This window comes from Psychrobacillus sp. FSL W7-1457 (genome assembly GCF_038593405.1).
In the GTDB taxonomy this organism is placed as follows: Bacteria; Bacillota; Bacilli; order Bacillales_A; family Planococcaceae; genus Psychrobacillus.
Genome location: NZ_CP151993.1, coordinates 2,340,782 through 2,358,621 on the forward strand (window position 1 = coordinate 2,340,782; position 17,840 = coordinate 2,358,621).

General features: G+C 37.4%; 15 protein-coding genes and 1 other annotated feature (1 of these 16 cut by a window edge). Of the genes, 2 read left to right on the plus strand and 13 right to left on the minus strand.

The features are described from left to right. Nucleotides 1–16, minus strand: a binding site (T-box leader); it reaches 218 nt to the left of the window's first position. 113 nt (nucleotides 17–129) lie between these two features. Then, on the plus strand, nucleotides 130–1,689 hold the full coding sequence (locus tag NSQ95_RS11415; protein ID WP_342559650.1) for an SH3 domain-containing protein: 1,560 nt from the start codon (nucleotides 130–132) through the stop codon (nucleotides 1,687–1,689). Nucleotides 1,690–1,814: 125 nt separating this feature from the next. Here the strand turns inward: NSQ95_RS11415 and dtd are convergent, their stop codons facing one another. The 6 genes from dtd to NSQ95_RS11445 form a co-directional block, all read right to left on the minus strand. After that, complete coding sequence (gene dtd / locus NSQ95_RS11420; protein ID WP_340883180.1) at nucleotides 1,815–2,252, minus strand: D-aminoacyl-tRNA deacylase; 438 nt, start codon at nucleotides 2,250–2,252, stop codon at nucleotides 1,815–1,817. Nucleotides 2,253–2,294: 42 nt separating this feature from the next. Beyond that, complete coding sequence (locus NSQ95_RS11425) at nucleotides 2,295–4,487, minus strand: bifunctional (p)ppGpp synthetase/guanosine-3',5'-bis(diphosphate) 3'-pyrophosphohydrolase (RefSeq protein WP_169358008.1); 2,193 nt, start codon at nucleotides 4,485–4,487, stop codon at nucleotides 2,295–2,297. 150 nt (nucleotides 4,488–4,637) lie between these two features. Continuing rightward, nucleotides 4,638–5,150 carry an adenine phosphoribosyltransferase gene (locus NSQ95_RS11430; RefSeq protein WP_340883179.1) on the minus strand — a complete coding sequence of 171 codons (513 nt, stop codon included), beginning with the start codon at nucleotides 5,148–5,150 and terminating at the stop codon, nucleotides 4,638–4,640. Then, nucleotides 5,141–7,495 (minus strand): single-stranded-DNA-specific exonuclease RecJ, encoded by a 2,355-nt coding sequence (gene recJ, locus NSQ95_RS11435; RefSeq protein ID WP_340883178.1) that lies wholly within the window; start codon nucleotides 7,493–7,495, stop codon nucleotides 5,141–5,143. Before recJ ends, NSQ95_RS11430 begins: the two co-directional genes overlap by 10 nt. A gap of 115 nt (nucleotides 7,496–7,610) precedes the next feature. Then, nucleotides 7,611–9,881, minus strand: coding sequence for a protein translocase subunit SecDF (secDF, locus tag NSQ95_RS11440; RefSeq protein WP_340883177.1), 2,271 nt, complete (start codon nucleotides 9,879–9,881; stop codon nucleotides 7,611–7,613). Between the two features lie 157 nt (nucleotides 9,882–10,038). Beyond that, on the minus strand, nucleotides 10,039–10,353 hold the full coding sequence (locus NSQ95_RS11445) for a post-transcriptional regulator (RefSeq protein ID WP_169358004.1): 315 nt from the start codon (nucleotides 10,351–10,353) through the stop codon (nucleotides 10,039–10,041). Nucleotides 10,354–10,391: 38 nt separating this feature from the next. Between NSQ95_RS11445 and NSQ95_RS11450 the strand changes: the two genes are divergently transcribed. Then, nucleotides 10,392–11,972, plus strand: coding sequence for an oligosaccharide flippase family protein (locus NSQ95_RS11450; protein ID WP_340883176.1), 1,581 nt, complete (start codon nucleotides 10,392–10,394; stop codon nucleotides 11,970–11,972). A 63-nt stretch (nucleotides 11,973–12,035) separates the two neighbouring features. On the opposite strand, the gene NSQ95_RS11455 is transcribed toward NSQ95_RS11450, so the two are convergent. The 7 genes from NSQ95_RS11455 to NSQ95_RS11485 form a co-directional block, all read right to left on the minus strand. Next, nucleotides 12,036–12,674, minus strand: coding sequence for a DUF421 domain-containing protein (locus tag NSQ95_RS11455; RefSeq protein WP_340883175.1), 639 nt, complete (start codon nucleotides 12,672–12,674; stop codon nucleotides 12,036–12,038). 68 nt (nucleotides 12,675–12,742) lie between these two features. Beyond that, on the minus strand, nucleotides 12,743–13,009 hold the full coding sequence (gene yajC, locus NSQ95_RS11460) for a preprotein translocase subunit YajC (protein ID WP_169358002.1): 267 nt from the start codon (nucleotides 13,007–13,009) through the stop codon (nucleotides 12,743–12,745). Between the two features lie 42 nt (nucleotides 13,010–13,051). Next, complete coding sequence (tgt, locus tag NSQ95_RS11465; RefSeq protein ID WP_340883174.1) at nucleotides 13,052–14,191, minus strand: tRNA guanosine(34) transglycosylase Tgt; 1,140 nt, start codon at nucleotides 14,189–14,191, stop codon at nucleotides 13,052–13,054. Then, nucleotides 14,192–15,232: a tRNA preQ1(34) S-adenosylmethionine ribosyltransferase-isomerase QueA gene (queA, locus tag NSQ95_RS11470; RefSeq protein WP_340883173.1), complete on the minus strand. Its 1,041-nt coding sequence runs from the start codon at nucleotides 15,230–15,232 to the stop codon at nucleotides 14,192–14,194. A gap of 18 nt (nucleotides 15,233–15,250) precedes the next feature. After that, nucleotides 15,251–16,261, minus strand: a complete 1,011-nt coding sequence (ruvB, locus tag NSQ95_RS11475; RefSeq protein WP_298470340.1) for a Holliday junction branch migration DNA helicase RuvB — start codon at nucleotides 16,259–16,261, stop codon at nucleotides 15,251–15,253. Nucleotides 16,262–16,278: 17 nt separating this feature from the next. Next, nucleotides 16,279–16,899, minus strand: coding sequence for a Holliday junction branch migration protein RuvA (gene ruvA / locus NSQ95_RS11480; protein ID WP_340883172.1), 621 nt, complete (start codon nucleotides 16,897–16,899; stop codon nucleotides 16,279–16,281). Nucleotides 16,900–16,990: 91 nt separating this feature from the next. Continuing rightward, entirely contained in the window at nucleotides 16,991–17,839 is an 849-nt protein-coding gene (locus NSQ95_RS11485) for a hypothetical protein (RefSeq protein ID WP_340883171.1), read from the minus strand. Nucleotide 17,840: the final 1 nt, after the last annotated feature.

Genomic DNA, 17,840 nt, shown 5'->3' on the forward strand with positions numbered 1-17,840 from the left:
CGGTCAATGGTTTGTTTAAATTTTTAATTATACTTTATCATAATAACGTAAATGAAATAAGTCAACCTTTTTAAATAAATGGTAGTAATTTTTTGTTAGACTATTTACAATAAAGAGAGAGGTGATCCAATGAATAACAAAATAGTCCACAAATTGGTAACATTATTACTAGTATTTTCGCTCTTCATACCTTTTGTTAATATACAGGTTCAAGCTCAAGAACAAGAGGCTGTAGTAAGTGTATCATCTTTAAAGGTGCGTAGTGGTCCGGGATTAACATATGACACAATTGGTTCAGTACATAAAAATGATAAACTCACAGTAGTTGGAAAAGAAAATGATTGGTTAAAAGTTAAATACAAAAATACTACTGGTTGGGTTGCTAGCTGGTATGCAACTATTGAAACGGAAGGATTAGACAATAAGCAAATTGTCTCCAAAGTAAATAATTTAAACGTTCGTACAGCTCCTTCAGTTTCTTCAGCCGTTATCGGTAAATTAAATGAAGGAGAAAAGTATGTTGCACATCAATCAGAAGATGAATGGGTTGAAATTGATTACAATGGACAAAAGGGATGGGTAAATAATACATATGTGACTATAGTTGAACATACGGCAACAAAAACCCCATCACCGGCATCATCGATAAAAGAAAGAAAGTTTGTTATTTCTGTGGATGCTTTAAATGTACGTGCTAAACCTGACTTATCTTCAAAAAAAATAGGTCAAGTTAACAAAGGAGACCAATTTAACGTACTTGCTACGGACCACCAATGGGTTCAAGTAGAACTTGAAACAGGAAAAAAGGGATGGCTTTACAGCTTTTATGGTAGTTTTACAAATGCAGTAGGATCTAGTTCAAAGACCACTTCATCAGAGTCCATTACTGTGCTATATAGTGGAACAAATATCCGCGCTGAGAGTAATACTAACAGCGAAGTAGTGAAAAGAGCTGCGGCCGGTGAATCATTTAAAGTCATTGAGACAATTAATGACTGGTTTAAAATCGATTTAGGAAACGGAAAAAATGGGTATATCGCTAACTGGGTAGTATCCTCCTCAGAAGAAACAAATACTCCGGAAACTTCAAAAGAAACAGAGAAAGAGCAAAAGAAAGAAAAAGTTACAAGAAAAAAAGGGACATTAAAAGGAGCAACAATTGTAATTGATGCCGGCCATGGTGGAAATGATCGTGGGACAACCGGTGCTTTAGGGACCGATGAAAAAGATATAACGCTTAAAACAGCTGAATTGCTCTCCTCTAAACTGCAAGCTGCAGGTGCTAATGTTAGGATGACCAGACAATCGGATGAATATGTAGACTTACGTAAAAGAGTTTCTATAGCGCATCAAGTGAATGCCGATGCTTTCATAAGTCTCCATTACGATGCCATTAATAATAGTTCCGTACGAGGCTATACAACGTACTACATGAATAGCCATCAAAAAGAGCTTGCTAACTACGTTCATAAAGGACTCGGTGACATGATTTCCTTAAAAAATCGTGGTGTTCAACCAGGTAACTATTTAGTACTTCGAGAAAATAAGCAGCCTGCTATTCTCATAGAATTAGGATATTTGAGCAATCCAACAGAAGAACAGCATGTGACTACACGAGCATTTAGGGAACAAGCAACTCATGGAATATATAATGGTATTATCGACTACTTTGATAGTCAATTGAAATAATTAAAAAGCTAATTGTCTTTTAACATTCATGAAGTAAACAAAATAAGTCCTGAAAATTTTACTGTTCGTAAAATTTTCAGGACTTTTAATATAAAGTAGGATTTATTTCAGTCTCGTTTTTAAGACTAAGCCTCAAGCACGATAGTTACTGGGCCATCATTAGTGAAAGTGACATCCATCATGGCTCCAAAAACCCCTGTTTCCACTTGGATTTCCTTTGCCTGTAACTTGCTATTGAACAGCTCCCAAAGTGGCTTAGCTTGTTCTGGTCTAGCGGCCTCTATAAAACTAGGACGTCTTCCTCTTTTAGTATCTGCATAAAGTGTAAATTGAGAGACAGAAAGAATGGAACCATTCATTTCTTGAATGGAATGGTTCATCTTACCATCTTCATCCTCAAATAACCGTAGACCCGCTATTTTCTCTACTAAATAATCGACTTCTTTTTCAGTATCTGTAGTTGTAATTCCTACTAATAACATATATCCACGATCTATCTGACCAGTAATTTCGCCATCTACTGTTACTTTTGCATTTTTACATCTTTGTAGAACTACTTTCATCTAAATTTACTCCCTTTAACTAAATTCAGTTTATAGTTTGTATTAGTTAATAATACGCTGAACAGAATAGACATCTGATAGCTGTTTAATTCGATCCACAACTTTGTGCAGATGTGCAATATTAGAGATTAAAATAGACAGATGGATGGAAGCTATATCATTATCTGATTTGCCACTAACTGCAACTATATTGGTTTTAGATTCGTTTACTACTTGGAGTACTTCGTTTAGCAAGCCTGTCCGATCAAAAGCAGATACTTCGATATCTACTTGATATTCCTTTTTCGACGGGCTATCTGATTGCTCCCACTCAACTTCAATGATACGAGAATGGGCATCGTCATTTTGAACATTCGGACAGTCCGCTCGATGAACAGAAACTCCTCTACCTTTCGTGATAAATCCAACAATCGCATCTCCTGGCACTGGACTACAGCAGCGGGAAAGACGAATAAGCAGATTATCGATACCTTTTACTACAACGCCAGATTCTGTTGTTTTCTTAATCGTAGGCGTTTGCATTTCTGTATTAATCTTTTCAAGCGCCTCTTCTTGGTCACGAATTTTGCGCATTTTTTCCGCTAAACGGTTTACTACCTGTTGAGCAGTTATTCCACTAAAGCCGACAGCTGCATATAAGTCTTCTTCCCCGGCAAAAGCGTATTTTTCGCATACTCTTTTAATGTTCTCAGAAGTAAGAACTTCCTTTATATCAAACTCTTGAGCTTTTATTTCTTTTTCAACAGCTTCTTTACCTTTTATAACATTTTCTTCTCTGAGCTGTTTTTTAAAGAATTGCTTAATTTTATTTTTTGCCTGCGATGATTGAGCAATTTTTATCCAGTCCCTACTCGGTCCAAAAGATTGTTTAGACGTCAGAACTTCAATAATATCTCCAGTTTGTAGCTTGGTATCCAGCGGTACCATTTTTCCGTTCACTTTAGCACCAATCGTTTTGTTACCGACCTCCGAGTGGACTCGATACGCAAAATCTATTGGAACAGAGCTAGCGGGAAGCTCAATTACATCGCCCTTTGGAGTGAATACGTACACCATATCAGAAAACAAATCGAATTTGAGGGATTCCATAAATTCTTCAGCATTTGATGATTCCTGCTGAAATTCTAAGATTTCTCTAAACCAAGTAAGCTTGGAATCAACGTTTTGCTTGCCTGCCTCTACCTTTTTGCCCTCTTTGTAAGCCCAATGCGCTGCAACCCCATATTCAGCAATATTATGCATTTCCTCAGTACGAATCTGAACCTCTAAAGGTTCTCCGTTAGGTCCGATTACCGTAGTATGGAGGGATTGGTACATATTTTGCTTAGGCATAGCGATATAGTCTTTAAATCGTCCGGGCATTGGCTTCCAAAGTGTATGAATAACCCCTAAAACGGCGTAGCAATCCTTAATACTATTTACAATGATTCGCATTGCTAATAAGTCATAGATTTCATTGAACTGCTTGTTTTGAACGACCATTTTGCGATATATACTGTAAATATGCTTCGGTCTCCCAGATATATCCGCTCCTACTTCCATTTCATCTAGCTGATTTCTTATATCATCCATAACATCCGTTAAATAAAGCTCTCGCTCAGTACGCTTCTTCTTCATAAAATTAACAATTCGATAATATTGCTGCGGATTTAAATAACGCAATGCTGTATCCTCTAGCTCCCATTTCACTGCTGAAATCCCTAGTCTGTGGGCAAGAGGTGCAAAAATCTCTAATGTTTCGTTAGATATACGTCGTTGTTTTTCCTCAGGTAAATGCTTTAATGTACGCATATTATGTAAACGGTCAGCAAGCTTAATCAAGATAATTCGAATATCCTGTGCCATTGCTATAAACATCTTCCGATGATTTTCAGCCTGCTGTTCTTCTTTAGACATATATTTAATTTTACCTAATTTCGTTACCCCTTCTACTAACAGGGCAACCTCTTCGTTAAATTCACGAACAATATCTTCTCGTGTATATTCAGTGTCTTCTACAACATCATGTAGAAAACCAGCGGCAACAGTCTCGGGATCCATTTGAAGATCAGCAAGAATTCCTGCTACTTGTATGGGATGTAGAATATATGGCTCCCCAGAATTACGGAATTGTTCTCTATGAGCATGCTCTGCCAATTCGTATGCTTTCTTAACGAAGTCAACATGTTCTTTATTCATATAAGTGGAAACTGTTTCAAAAACATCTTCTGCTGTCTTCACCTGATCTTTTGCCATGTTAACTCACCTGATTTCGTTATTTTTCAAAAATAGTATATAAGCTATATTTTATAAAAAAAAAGAGGGACTTGTAAAGTCCACCCTTATCTTGTATAGTCAATTACTTTCTTATTATGCACAATTTGTGTCAATAAAGAAAGAAGAATATTAGTATTGCATCAACGTGCGGATGTTATAGTCCTTAAGCTTGTCACGTCCATCTAAATAAGACAATTCGATTAAGAATGCACAACCTACTACTACACCACCAAGTTCTTCTACTAATTTGATAGTAGCCTCAATTGTACCACCTGTAGCTAACAAGTCATCTACAATTAGTACACGTTGCCCTGGTTTTACAGCATCTTTATGCATTGTCAAAACATCTTTCCCGTATTCTAATCCGTACTCAGCACGAATTACTTCCCGAGGAAGCTTGCCTTCCTTGCGAACTGGTGCAAAACCTATGCCTAAAGCATAAGCAACTGGACATCCAATGATAAATCCACGTGCTTCCGGTCCAACGATTATATCTACACCCACTTCTTTGGCATATTCCACAATTTGGTCAGTTGCATATTTATATGCTTCCCCATTATCCATAATTGTTGTAATATCCTTGAAACGAATACCTGGTTTAGGCCAGTCCTCTACAATTGTAACATATTTCTTTAAATCCATTTTTGCTCCTCCTCAGGAACGGTTTGTACTGCTCTTCGCTCTTCAAACCATTGTTTCAGCTCTTTATATGGTGCGTACAATAGCTTCTGCTCTAAATCAATTTGCTTTGTACGCTGTTGATAGATTGGTGCTTCCGATAAATCTCTTTTAGGTAGATTTTCATTCAACACCAATGTGCCACCCTCTATTCTAACAAAATTCAATTCAAAAAACACCTTTGACATAAAATTAATTGTATTTTGGCTCCATCCAGTATGCTTAGATAGCTGTTGTATATGCTGTTTTAAGGCAAATGTTTTTCTTTTTGCGATGAAAGAATAGTACCATTTAAACTGTTCTCGCGTAGGTAAGCCCTCAAAGTAAGTCGACTCCGATGCAAAAAAGTGAGCATAGATTCTTTTCCAATCGTGGTATTGTAATAAATTCATCAATTGCTCTTCATCTTCAGGCAAGTCTAAGAGACATAAACAGTTTGCTTTGACTTTTTCTTTTATCAAGCTATCCCATGACCATATATTTTCAGAAACAACGGATTCAAAATGGGAAATAGATTCTTTGTTAAAACAAACAAAAACAGTCTGAGAAACGGGAATGGTTGGTAACCATCTATTTACTTGTCTCACACCACGTATATCAAACAACTGCCATTCATTTGTTCTAGCATCCTGAATCATAAGCTGAGGTTTCTTACGACCATTCCACTCGTTAATTTGCAAGTCCCCTATAAAAGATAACTTCGTAGCTGGTGCTATCTCATCAGCTAGCTCTCCTTTTCCAAAACCAACCGCATCTAACAAGACTGCTCCCTGCATTAGCTCCATTTTGACATGATTTTGAGCAGACCCAATCTTTTTTACCGAATTTACTTGTATATTTTCTATACAATACACTGGCTTAGCAAACCCCATTCCAAATGGAGAAAGACGTTGAATAGACTCTATGGACTCGGTAGAGATTTCATCCATTTCTAATGGTACGTCTATGGATACTACAGGTATTAACTGTTCCTCTGTTAAGCATTCTCTTGCCTGCTCATTGAGCCTCTCTCTAAACTCATCTACATGTTCAAGTGGAAACGTCATACCTGCCGCCATCGGGTGACCACCAAAATGAGAAACAATATCGCTATTCTTAGCTAGTTCATTGTACATATGGAAGCCTTCGATACTGCGTGCAGAGCCTTTAGCAATTTGCTTATCCGGATCAAATCCAAGAACAATTGTAGGACGATAATATTTCTCTACTAATTTCGAAGCGACTATTCCTAAAACACCAGGGTTCCACCCTTCCTTACCAACTACGATGACACTTGGACCCTCGATAGTATGGTTTTGCTCTAGGAGTTCCACCGCTTCATCTGTGATTTGCTTAACAATGGCTTGTCTTTCCTTATTTTTATCATTCAGCATATTGGCAAGTGCAAGTGCTCGATTCGAATCTTCAGTTATGAATAACTCAACCCCTGGGGCTGCTTCACCAAGGCGACCTACAGCATTAATACGTGGTCCGAACATAAAACCTATTGTTTCTTCATTGATCGTGTTTATTTCTACGCCACTCACATTTGCTAAAGCTTCTATCGCTATGTTGGTAGTTTTTCTCATTTGCTTAATACCTTCTTGTACGAAGTATCGATTTTCTCCCTTAACCGATACAAGGTCAGCAATTGTACCGATAGCTACTAAATAAAACAAGTCTTTAGGTATTTCACCAAGTAATGCATGAGCCACTTTAAAAGCTACTCCTACGCCTGCTAAATGAGAAAAAGGATATCTTGTATCTTTTAAACCAGGATGTATGATAACATCTGCCGCTGGAAGCACATCTCCTGGTTCATGGTGATCCGTAACAATGACATCCATCCCTAAATCTTTTGCAAACTGAATCTGCTGGATCCCTGATATCCCATTGTCGACTGTAATGATAAGTTTTACACCCTCATCATAAGCTTGTTGGAATAAACGCTCACTTGGTCCGTAACCGTCTATAAACCTGTTTGGAATCTTAAAAATAACATCGGCACCAAGGGCCTCCAATGTTTTTATCATGACAGTAGTACTTGTTATTCCATCAGCATCGTAATCGCCATAAATCATTATTTTTTCATCAGCGTCTATTGCTTGATGTACTCTTGCTACCAATTTCTCCATTCCTTCAAAGAGAAATGGGTCATGTATATGTTCTTCCGTTATATATAAAAAGTTTTTAGCATCTTCTACACTATTAAAACCTCTGGAAACTAGTACTTTTGCACAGACGCGAGGTATGGTCAGCTCTTTTTCAAAAGAATTTACTAATTCGTCATTGGGTCTAGATATTCTCCATCTTTTTTGTGATTGGATCATTTTTCTTCACTTCCTTAATAGTTATTATAACGTATAAAACAAGAAAGGATGAATATATTACTGCAAAGAAAAAAGGGGCAGAGTATAAAATACCCTGCTCCCTTATTTTGTTTCATTATACTACAGGCTCATCTGAACCCCATTTTTTCTCTTCTTTTTCCACTTTAATACCACCAGTTTTACGAAGCTCTTTGGCTTTCAGATCATACCATAACTGAGCTGCGATAAATAATGATGAATATGTTCCTGCTAATAAACCAATTAACAGTGCAATAGAGAAGTTTCTAATACCTTCAGCACCAAATAATAATAAGGCTACTACTACAAGAACCACTGTCAACACAGTGTTGACTGAACGTCCTAATGTTTGGCGAAGAGACTTATTAACGATTGTTGCAAGTTCTTCTTCTGTAGTAATCGCTTTACTACGATGAAGGTTTTCTCGAATTCTGTCAAAAGTTACAATTGTATCATTTATCGAATAACCTACTATCGTTAATATAGCTGCGATAAAGGTAATATCAACTTCCAAACGTAAAATACTAAAAATAGCTACCATTAGGAAAACATCGTGGAGTAAGGAAGCTATAGCTGCAAGACCCATACGCCACTCAAAACGAAACGCCACATAAATTACTATACCCAACGCAGCGAAAAACAATGCTTTCATTGCATTTGCAGCAAGTTCCGTACCTACCGTAGGTGAAACTGTACTTACTTGTGGTTCCGCTCCAAATTGTTCTTTCATATCTGCTTTTAAATTTTTAATCTCTTCTTGAGAGAATTCATCCTTATAACGGACAACTGCTCCTTCGCTATTGTCACCTGAAATGACGATATCTTCAGTAGACAATCCAATAGCATCCAATTTCTCGGCAACTATCTCCTGAGTCAATGGTGTAGTGGAGTCAATCTGTACGCGTGTACCAGAAGAGAAATCAATTCCTAGATTTAGCTTAAATACACTTAATATGACAATTCCGGCAACTGTCAAAATAATAGAAGCTGTATAATAAATTTTTCGGTTATGAACAAAGTCTACTCGATCAAACTTCGTTGTTAAATCTAACGTATCTACTTCCTCTTCAGGAGAGTGAACACGTTTTTTTGAAATCCCAAACCAGCCTGGTTTATTGTCAAAGTATCCACTATGAACTAGCAGTCCTAAAAGAATACGTGACGCAAAAACTGCAGTTATAAATACAACCAAAATACTAATTATCAAAAGTGTCGCAAATCCTTTAACAGAACTTGTACCAAAATAGAATAATACAACTGCTGCTAAAAGGGTGGTGACATTCGCATCAAAAATCGCTGAGAATGAAGATTTCGCTCCGGCCTCAAATGATTTTTTCACCGATTTTCCAACTCTTAGCTCTTCCCTTATCCGTTCATATGTTAGGATGTTGGCATCGACTGCCATCCCTACCCCAAGAACGATGGCTGCTATACCTGGGAGAGTAAGAACCCCATTAATCCAATCAAATATGACTAGGATTAAGAAGATATATACGACTAAGGAAATTACTGCTACCAGACCTGGCAAGCGATAATAGAAAATCATAAATATGAAAATAGCCGCAACACCTATAATACTAGCAAGAATAGTGCTGTCTAATGCTTGCTCACCGAATTGCGCACCAACTGAAGTAGAGAAAATTTCGGTAAGTTTAACAGGTAATGCTCCCGCATTTAAAATACCAGAAAGATTTTTTGTTTCTTCTACTGTAAATGATCCTGAGATTTCCACACTATCTGAACTAATTCGTTGAGATACTCGCGGATTAGAAGTAAATTTAGGATCTTCCTTTAACACCTCTGCAGCATAGGAATCTACGCCTTCTTCAAAATCTAACCAAATTACTAATACATTGTCTGGAGCTGGTCTTGCTGCTATTTGCTCCGTTACTTCTGCAAATTTGCTTGCCTCTTTCAACTCTAATGTAACGATTGGTTGGCCTTGCTGGTTGAATGCCGCTTTAGCACCGCCCTCTTTAAGGTCCATACCATCTAGCATTATATTATCGTCAGAATCTCGGAATGTTAGATTAGCTTGAGTAGATAGCAATTCCCTTGCAGACTCCTGATCCTCTACACCCGCTAGCTGTACCCTGATTCTGTGATCATTCTCAATTTGAATACTAGGCTCACTTACACCAAGCACGTCGATGCGGCTAGTTAAAGCTGAAGCCGTATCTGCTACGATCTCATCTGTAATCTCTTGTCCATCCTGAAGTTCCTCAACCTGATAGAGAACCTCGAAACCACCTTGTAAATCTAGCCCTAATTTAATATTATTTAAAACTCCGCTAACTGTAGGGCTTATTGTCCCTGCAAAAATTACAAGAAGCAGTAAAAACGCAACTATGCGTCCTCTTGTTTTCATATGTACTTCCTCCTAAGAATAACCACAGACTTCCTTCGTCAGAAAGACTATTGCTAAAAACAATTATGAAATAGAATATTCCATCTATTTCAATTCCAAAAAAATGCAACACATTTATTATGAAACACGATGCCCTTACTGTCAAATGACTGTTTGCTTATTTTTTCTCATTTTGAGGATTTAATAAGACTTGTAATTCCTCTTGGTTAATGTCTGCAAACCAATTAGATGTTCGAGAGTTTTGAATTTGCTCGTAAGTCATATACTCTGCTGGTGTAATAGAAAGAACGTCATTGACAATCTGATGAAGAGATAAGGAAAGAACATCTAGCTTCCTCCATTTCTTTTCCACACAATACTTCCAAATATCTTGTTCTGTTACTGTTTCGTACTGATAAACTTTAAATTCACTCTTTTTGCTCTCTAAAGCTGGTAGCACGTGTAGAAAGATATGATTGTATGAGTTTTCCAAAATACTGCACCTCTTTATAGAATAATGTGGTAAGTGGCTTGCATATTATTATTGTAAACGAAGTTCCTGCATTTGAGAAGGAAGTGTTTAATTTGTCAACGTATTTAAGAGGGTCCATTGTATTAATGTTTGCCATTTTTTTGTCCAAGTTCTTAGGCTTTATTTACCGCATGCAGTTTGTTCGGTTGACTGGAGAAGAGGCAGTTGGTATTTACAGCACGGCGTATCCAGCCTTTATCTTCTTCTTATCCCTTATCCAATTGGGTATACCGATTGCTATAACTAAAATTATAGCTGAGCTTCGAACGAGAAACGCTATATCTGATTATTTCACAGTTATGCGAACTTCCGTAATTGTAACCGTAGTATCTATGATTATTTTTACACCAATCTTTATTTTTGTCACTCCGCTTATTTCTAGTAATCTTTTGAAAAACGATGCAATCACGATGACTCTCTATGTATCTATTGCTATTGTCCCGATCGCAGCGGCTGGTGGAATCTTAAGAGGATTTTTACAAGGAATTGCTAAATTAGAAGAAACAGCAATAGCCCAGCTAATTGAACAAATAGTTCGTATCTTACTAATCACTTTTGCCTTGCCTTTATTTTTAACATCTTCATCTCCACAGGAAGCTGCTGCATACGCCATGTTCTTAGCTTTGGTTGCAGAGGCAGCATCATTGCTTTATCTCAAATGGAGATATGAAAAGTGGAAAAAACAACAAACATATACAAAGTCTAAAAAGGCCTACCCACTACCACCTTTATTCGCTATAGCCCTACCTTCTTCTGGCAGTAAGCTTTTTGGTTCATTCACATGGTTTTTGGAGCCTATCATTTTTATCAAGGCTTTAGCTATTACGGGTATAAGCGCTGTTGCTGCTACAACGCTATATGGGGTAATTTCAGGCGTTTTAGTACCGTTACTACTCTTCCCATCCTTTATACCCTTTGCACTCTCTATCGTCCTTATACCTGCTGTAAGTGACGCTTATGCTAGAAAGAACTATAGTCTGCTTAAAGAGAGAATCCATTTATCTTTAAAATTTTCTACGCTAACGGGCTGTTATGCAGCTACCTTGTTCTATTTACATGGTGGTGAGCTAGTCTATGAACTGTTTCATGTTGAAAACGCAGAAGTCTATATGAAAATTCTATCTCCAATTTTTTTCTTTTACTATATTCAAAGCCCTTTGTTCTCTATCTTGCAGGCTCTCAATAGCTCTAATAGCGCATTTCTCAACTCGCTTTATGGCGGGGTAGGTAAACTACTATTACTATTTTTCTTAGCATCTCAGGCTGGCATCCAGGAGAAGGGTGCAATTGTTGCGATAGGATTTGGTGTTCTGATCACTTCATTTCTACATATCGCTTCACTTAAACAAAAGAAAGAAGCTCAAATTGGGTTCTCTTTCTTCGCTTTACCTTATGTCGTATTTCTTTTGACTATTATTACTCGACCAATGTTAGTGTCCATAGGTAGCCAATCATTGATAATAGATTGTTTACTTACTCTAGCTTATTTAACAATCGGCCTATTACTATTTGGACAAATCCGACGAAAAGAGCTAAGTGTGATTTTTAAAATAGCTAAAAGCTCTAAAAATAGATTTTAAGTCCAACAGTTAAAAAGTAAGAGTCCAAGATCCCCTTCAAAAGGGTGGTTTTGGGCTTTTTAATTAAAAAGATGTCTTGAGTTGAATATATAATTCTTCTTCCTCATAGGAACAATAGAATACTTTTTTATAATCATAAAGCATTTTCTTATTCAGTTCGTCCAATAACCATTCTTTACTTTTTCCAATTCGAATAAGATGATCCATTTGTATATCTCCATCAATAATTAAAGGAAATATAAACTGCTCCTCTTTCTTTTTGAAAACTGATAAGTTTCCCGATGGCTCTAAAAAGGCGTAGGAAACTGAACGAATAGAACCAATCTGCTGTTCTCTAAGCTGTTGGAGCAAATCATCTAGATTATATCTCTGTTTCCTCATCTCTTTTTCCACTATCACACCATCTTTTATAATAATGGATGGATGGCCCTCCATCATATCTCTAAATTTTTTACTCTTTAAGGAAGTATACGAGGCAATCAGTTGAATAATCAGCAAGATTCCCATTGGTAAAAAAGCATGCCAGAAATTACTTTCCGGATTATCAATTGCAACTGAACCCACTTCTGCAATCAACAAAAAGACAACTAAGTCAAAAATACTTAGCTCGCCGACTTCTCTTTTTCCCATAATTCTTAAAATAGCTAATATAATCCAATACAATGCTATTGTACGCAAAATGATTATGAGAGTATCATTCATAGAATTCACCTCAATTTTATATTGCCCACAAAAAAAAAACTTACTCATTAGAGAGTAAGTTCTTTTACTTAAATTGTAGAATCTGTAACCACTCGTCCAACTGCAACACGTTCAAATTGTAAACGAGTACCATCAGCTACGACTACATAAATTGTTTGATCATCCACTGCATCTACCTTACCGTGTAATCCACCTACTGTAATAATATGATCTCCACGCTTTAGATTACTTTGCATTTCGGCAGTGCTTTTCTGTCTCTTTTGCGCTGGTCGAATGATAAAAAACCACATAACGACGAACATAGCAATAATTGGCAATAAACCTACTAAATCCATTAATATTTCCCCTCCTTTGCCTCTTTATACAGTATACAAGAATCAGAAGTTTTTTGCATTTGGTTTGTTGTACCCATACTCTTCAAAAAACTCTTCTTTAAAATCTAACAGTCGATCTTCTCTTATCGCCTGACGTACATTTTCCATTAATTTCATCAAGAAATGGAGATTATGGTAAGATGCTAAACGCAGTCCAAAGGTTTCGTCTGCTTTGAAAAGATGACGAATATATGCTCTAGAATAGTTTTTACACGTATAACAATCACACTTCTCATCGATTGGTCCAAAATCTCTAGCAAATTTAGCTCCTTTAATCACTAATCTACCTTTGTGAGTAAAGAAAGTTCCGTTACGAGCAATTCGTGTCGGCAATACGCAATCAAACATATCCACTCCACGAATAGAGCCATCGATTAATGAGTCTGGAGAACCTACTCCCATTAAGTAACGAGGCTTGTTATCAGGCATTAAAGGAGTTGTGAAATCTAATACTCGATTCATAACGTCTTTTGGTTCACCTACAGATAAACCACCAATTGCATAACCAGGGAAGTCTAATGAAATTAAATCCTTCGCTGACTGGCGACGAAGCTCTTCATATTCTCCACCTTGAATGATACCGAACAAGCCCTGTTTATCAGTATTTGTATGAGCAGTTAAGCATCGTTCTGCCCAACGAGACGTACGCTCTACAGATGCTTTCATATATTCGAAAGTAGCTGGATAAGGAGGACATTCATCAAAGGCCATCATAATATCAGAGCCTAGTGCATTTTGTATCTCCATCGACTTTTCTGGACTTAAAAATAGCTTGTCCCCATTCAAGTGATTGCGGAAATGCACACCTTCTTCTTCTATCTTACGCATATCGCTTAAACTAAATACTTGGAAGCCACCTGAATCTGTTAAGATTGCTCGATCCCAATTCATAAATTTGTGTAATCCGCCAGCTTCACGAATAATATCATGTCCAGGTCGAAGCCACAGATGGTAAGTATTACTTAAAATTATTCCTGCGTCCATCTCTTTGATTTCTTCTGGAGCCATTGTTTTAACAGTTGCTTGTGTTCCAACCGGCATAAAGGTGGGTGTCTCGAATGACCCGTGAGGTGTATGTACAATACCAAGACGGGCTCCTGTTTGTTTATCTTTTTTTATTAACTCATACGTAATTGCAGTCATTTAATAGTTCCTTCCTTTTATAAACATCGCATCTCCAAAGCTAAAGAAGCGATAACGCTGCTCGATTGCTTCGTGGTATGCGGACAATATAAATTCCTTTGATGTTAAAGCACTTACTAGCATTACAAGTGTGGACTTCGGTAAATGGAAGTTAGTAATCATTCCATCGATACATTTAAATTCATATCCTGGATAAATGAAAATGGATGTCCATCCGCTATCTTCTTTTAATGTACCATCAAATTTTGTAGCGACAGTTTCCAATGTTCTTGTGGAAGTGGTACCAACTGCTACTACCTTACCGCCAGCTTCCTTCACTCCATTAATCAGTTCAGCAGTTTCCTGTGTAACACGGTAGAATTCCGAATGCATCTCATGGTCATCTATGGAATCAACGCTTACTGGTCTGAATGTACCCAATCCTACGTGAAGTGTTACAAATGCGATTTTAATACCTTTCGCTTTTATCTCCTCTAGTAGTTCGTTTGTGAAATGTAAGCCTGCCGTTGGAGCAGCAGCTGAACCTTGTTCTTTTGCATAAACCGTTTGGTAACGATCCTTATCTTCCAATTTTTCATGAATATAAGGTGGTAATGGCATCTCGCCGAGCTTGTCCAATACCTCAAAGAATACTCCAGTATACTCAAAACGGAATATTCTTCCTCCGTGATCTTTTAATCCGGTACATACTGCTGTCAATAATCCTTCACCAAACACTATTTTTGTGCCTATTTTCACTCGTTTAGCTGGTTTGACAAGAGTTTCCCATTCATCCCCTTCCAACTGAGTTAACAAAAGCACCTCAATATTGGCACCAGTATCCTCTTTAGTTCCCATTAGTCGGGCAGGCATTACCTTAGTGTCATTTAGTACCAAGCAGTCACCTTCATGCAATTCATCAATTATTTTCGAAAAATTTGTATGTGTCAGCTTTTGGTTCGCATAATCGGTAATTAATAGCTTACTGCTTGTCCGATCAGCTAACGGTACTTGTGCGATTAACTCTTCTGGTAAATTAAAATCAAAATCTTCTACTCTCATTTATAAGGACATCCTTTATTAATTGTTTCCATCGATTGGCAATGGTTTTCCTAAATGTTCATAAGCAAGTGGAGTTACAATTCTTCCACGAGGAGATCGTTGTATAAAGCCTATTTGCATTAAATAGGGCTCGTAGACATCCTCAATAGTTGTAGATTCTTCTCCAATACTCGCTGCAATAGTATCTAACCCTACGGGGCCACCTCTAAAACGCTCAATCATTGCATTAATCAGTTTATGGTCAATATGATCCAACCCTCTAGGGTCAACCTGTAATAGTTCCAACGCTTCTTTGGCAATAGTTATCGTAATGTTACCATTACCTCTCACTTGAGCATAATCCCTAACCCTTTTTAACAAACGATTGGCAATACGGGGGGTGCCTCTAGAGCGACGGGCAATTTCACCAGCTGATTCATGATCTATTGCTGCATTGAATAGCTCTGCGCTTCTTAATACAATTGACGTAAGGGCTTCTTCATCATAGTAATCCAAACGAAGCAGTACTCCAAAGCGATCTCGTAAAGGGGCAGATAGTGCGCCTGCTCTTGTTGTTGCTCCAACTAACGTGAAGGGAGGAAGATCAAGTCGTACACTTCTTGCCGAGGGACCTTTTCCTACTACAATATCTAAGCAGAAATCTTCCATAGCTGGATAAAGAACCTCTTCAATCGAGCGGTTTAAACGATGGATTTCATCAATGAATAATACATCGCCAGGCTCCAAAGAGCTAACGATTGCTGCCAAATCACCTGGACGCTCAATTGCGGGACCACTTGTCATCCTCATTTGAACATTCATTTCGTTAGCTATGACAGCAGCAAGTGTGGTTTTACCAAGACCCGGTGGACCATAAAGTAAGCAATGATCCAAGCTCTCATTTCTCATTTTTGCAGCTTCAATAAATATAGCCAAATTATGCTTTATTTTATCTTGCCCAATATACTGAGTTAATAACTGAGGACGGAGGGATTGCTCAAAAGGTTCATCATAGGAAGAAATTTCACTGGAAATAACACGTTCTGACAAACAAAACTCCTCCTTTCTTACTTACCAGAGAATAGTAGCTGCAATGATTTTTTCATGAATTCGTCAGTTGTAGTCAATTCATTATTTGCCTTAAGCTTAGGACGGATTTTGGATAATTCTTTTTCTGAATATCCTAGAGCTGTTAGTGCGAGCATAGCCTCTTCCATTTCATGAACAGTATCATGCTCAGTGAATAGGCTTGGCTCATCGTCCTCAAATTCTAGCTGTTCGATATCTATTAGGTCATTTAATTTACCTTTTAAATCTAGAATCATTTGTCTTGCAGTTTTTTTACCTACTCCGGGAAACTTGACCAAGAACGATTCATCTTCTCTTTCAATCGCTTGTATCACATGTGTCGGCTCACCACTTGCTAGTATGGCTAGTGCACCTTTAGGTCCAATTCCAGATACAAGGATCAATTTTCGAAATAGCTCTCTTTGTGCCAGGTTAGGAAAGCCCATTAATTGTTGGGCATCCTCTCTTACATGTAGATAAGTAAAGACTTGCGTTTCTTCCTCACTTCTTTGAAAGGCGAACGGATTAGGCGTAAACAATTGATAGCCAATTCCCTGTTGTTCTAACACAACGTATTCAGGTGTCACTCGAGTGACCTGCCCTTTTATGTAATCATACATACTTTATTTCCCACCAATCCTTCTAATCATTATAACATATCAAACAAAGAGGGCCGCCCATGTTCTTTGAGCGACCACTACATGTAAACTATTATAGCTGACTTAAATTATAGCATAAAATAGGCCAATTTGTTAAAGCTTTGTTCGTATACGGAATAAGCTGATTTATAAACTTCTGTTTACGTTCTTCTGGTAAGGCAAATGCATATAACCATTCTCTATACAATTCATTCGGATACATGATTGCTTCTTTGTATTTGGACATTATTTTTTCTAGTTCTGGAAACTCATTTAAAAATAACTCAATATTGTAGTCCATTTCAGGTAGTACTCGATGAATCCATAGGATAAACTCCATTTCCTTTGGACCTAGCACCGCTAAATCAAAATCAATCATCTTATACGTATCATCTCTTACTAGAAAATTATGATGAACTACATCCCCATGTAAAAGTGTTAAATTCTTCAAACTAAATGGTCGAATTTCGCGAAGAGCAATCTCCCCATAATGTAAAAGCAATTTAGTTTGGTTATACCCAATGTACGTTTCTATGAATGGCACAATCTCTGAAACCTTGAAATACCTAGCTTGCCATTTAGAGATAAGGTTAAAGGGATAAAGAAATGGGCTCTTTTCCCATTCTATTTTCCTTCTCGTTCCATGCATTCTTTTCAGTAACGTGTACGTTGCTAATCGATCTTTTTTATCCTTGTAGCTTACTGCACGACTATTTTCGAACCATGGCTGAATGATATACCCTTTTTGGGTAGTCGGGATAATAGGTAAGACAAATGGTTTTTTAAGTGCAGACAGTTCATCATGAATATAGCCTATCTTTGCAGCCTGTTCCTGGGAAGCATATTTCTTAACTGAAAAAATACCGTCTTCCTTTTTCCACTTCCACACATTCTTTTTAATTTGCTTTATATAAGTATCCACA

What these genes read in the sequence shown, in the direction of transcription:
- secDF (WP_340883177.1), bottom strand. Translation starts at nt 9,881, where the DNA reads ATGAAAACAAGAGGACGCATAGTTGCGTTTTTACTGCTTCTTGTAATT.
- NSQ95_RS11415 (WP_342559650.1), top strand. Translation starts at nt 130, where the DNA reads ATGAATAACAAAATAGTCCACAAATTGGTAACATTATTACTAGTATTT.
- NSQ95_RS11455 (WP_340883175.1), bottom strand. Translation starts at nt 12,674, where the DNA reads ATGAATGATACTCTCATAATCATTTTGCGTACAATAGCATTGTATTGG.
- ruvA (WP_340883172.1), bottom strand. Translation starts at nt 16,899, where the DNA reads ATGTATGATTACATAAAAGGGCAGGTCACTCGAGTGACACCTGAATAC.
- NSQ95_RS11430 (WP_340883179.1), bottom strand. Translation starts at nt 5,150, where the DNA reads ATGGATTTAAAGAAATATGTTACAATTGTAGAGGACTGGCCTAAACCA.
- tgt (WP_340883174.1), bottom strand. Translation starts at nt 14,191, where the DNA reads ATGACTGCAATTACGTATGAGTTAATAAAAAAAGATAAACAAACAGGA.
- dtd (WP_340883180.1), bottom strand. Translation starts at nt 2,252, where the DNA reads ATGAAAGTAGTTCTACAAAGATGTAAAAATGCAAAAGTAACAGTAGAT.
- NSQ95_RS11425 (WP_169358008.1), bottom strand. Translation starts at nt 4,487, where the DNA reads ATGGCAAAAGATCAGGTGAAGACAGCAGAAGATGTTTTTGAAACAGTT.
- queA (WP_340883173.1), bottom strand. Translation starts at nt 15,232, where the DNA reads ATGAGAGTAGAAGATTTTGATTTTAATTTACCAGAAGAGTTAATCGCA.
- yajC (WP_169358002.1), bottom strand. Translation starts at nt 13,009, where the DNA reads ATGGATTTAGTAGGTTTATTGCCAATTATTGCTATGTTCGTCGTTATG.
- recJ (WP_340883178.1), bottom strand. Translation starts at nt 7,495, where the DNA reads ATGATCCAATCACAAAAAAGATGGAGAATATCTAGACCCAATGACGAA.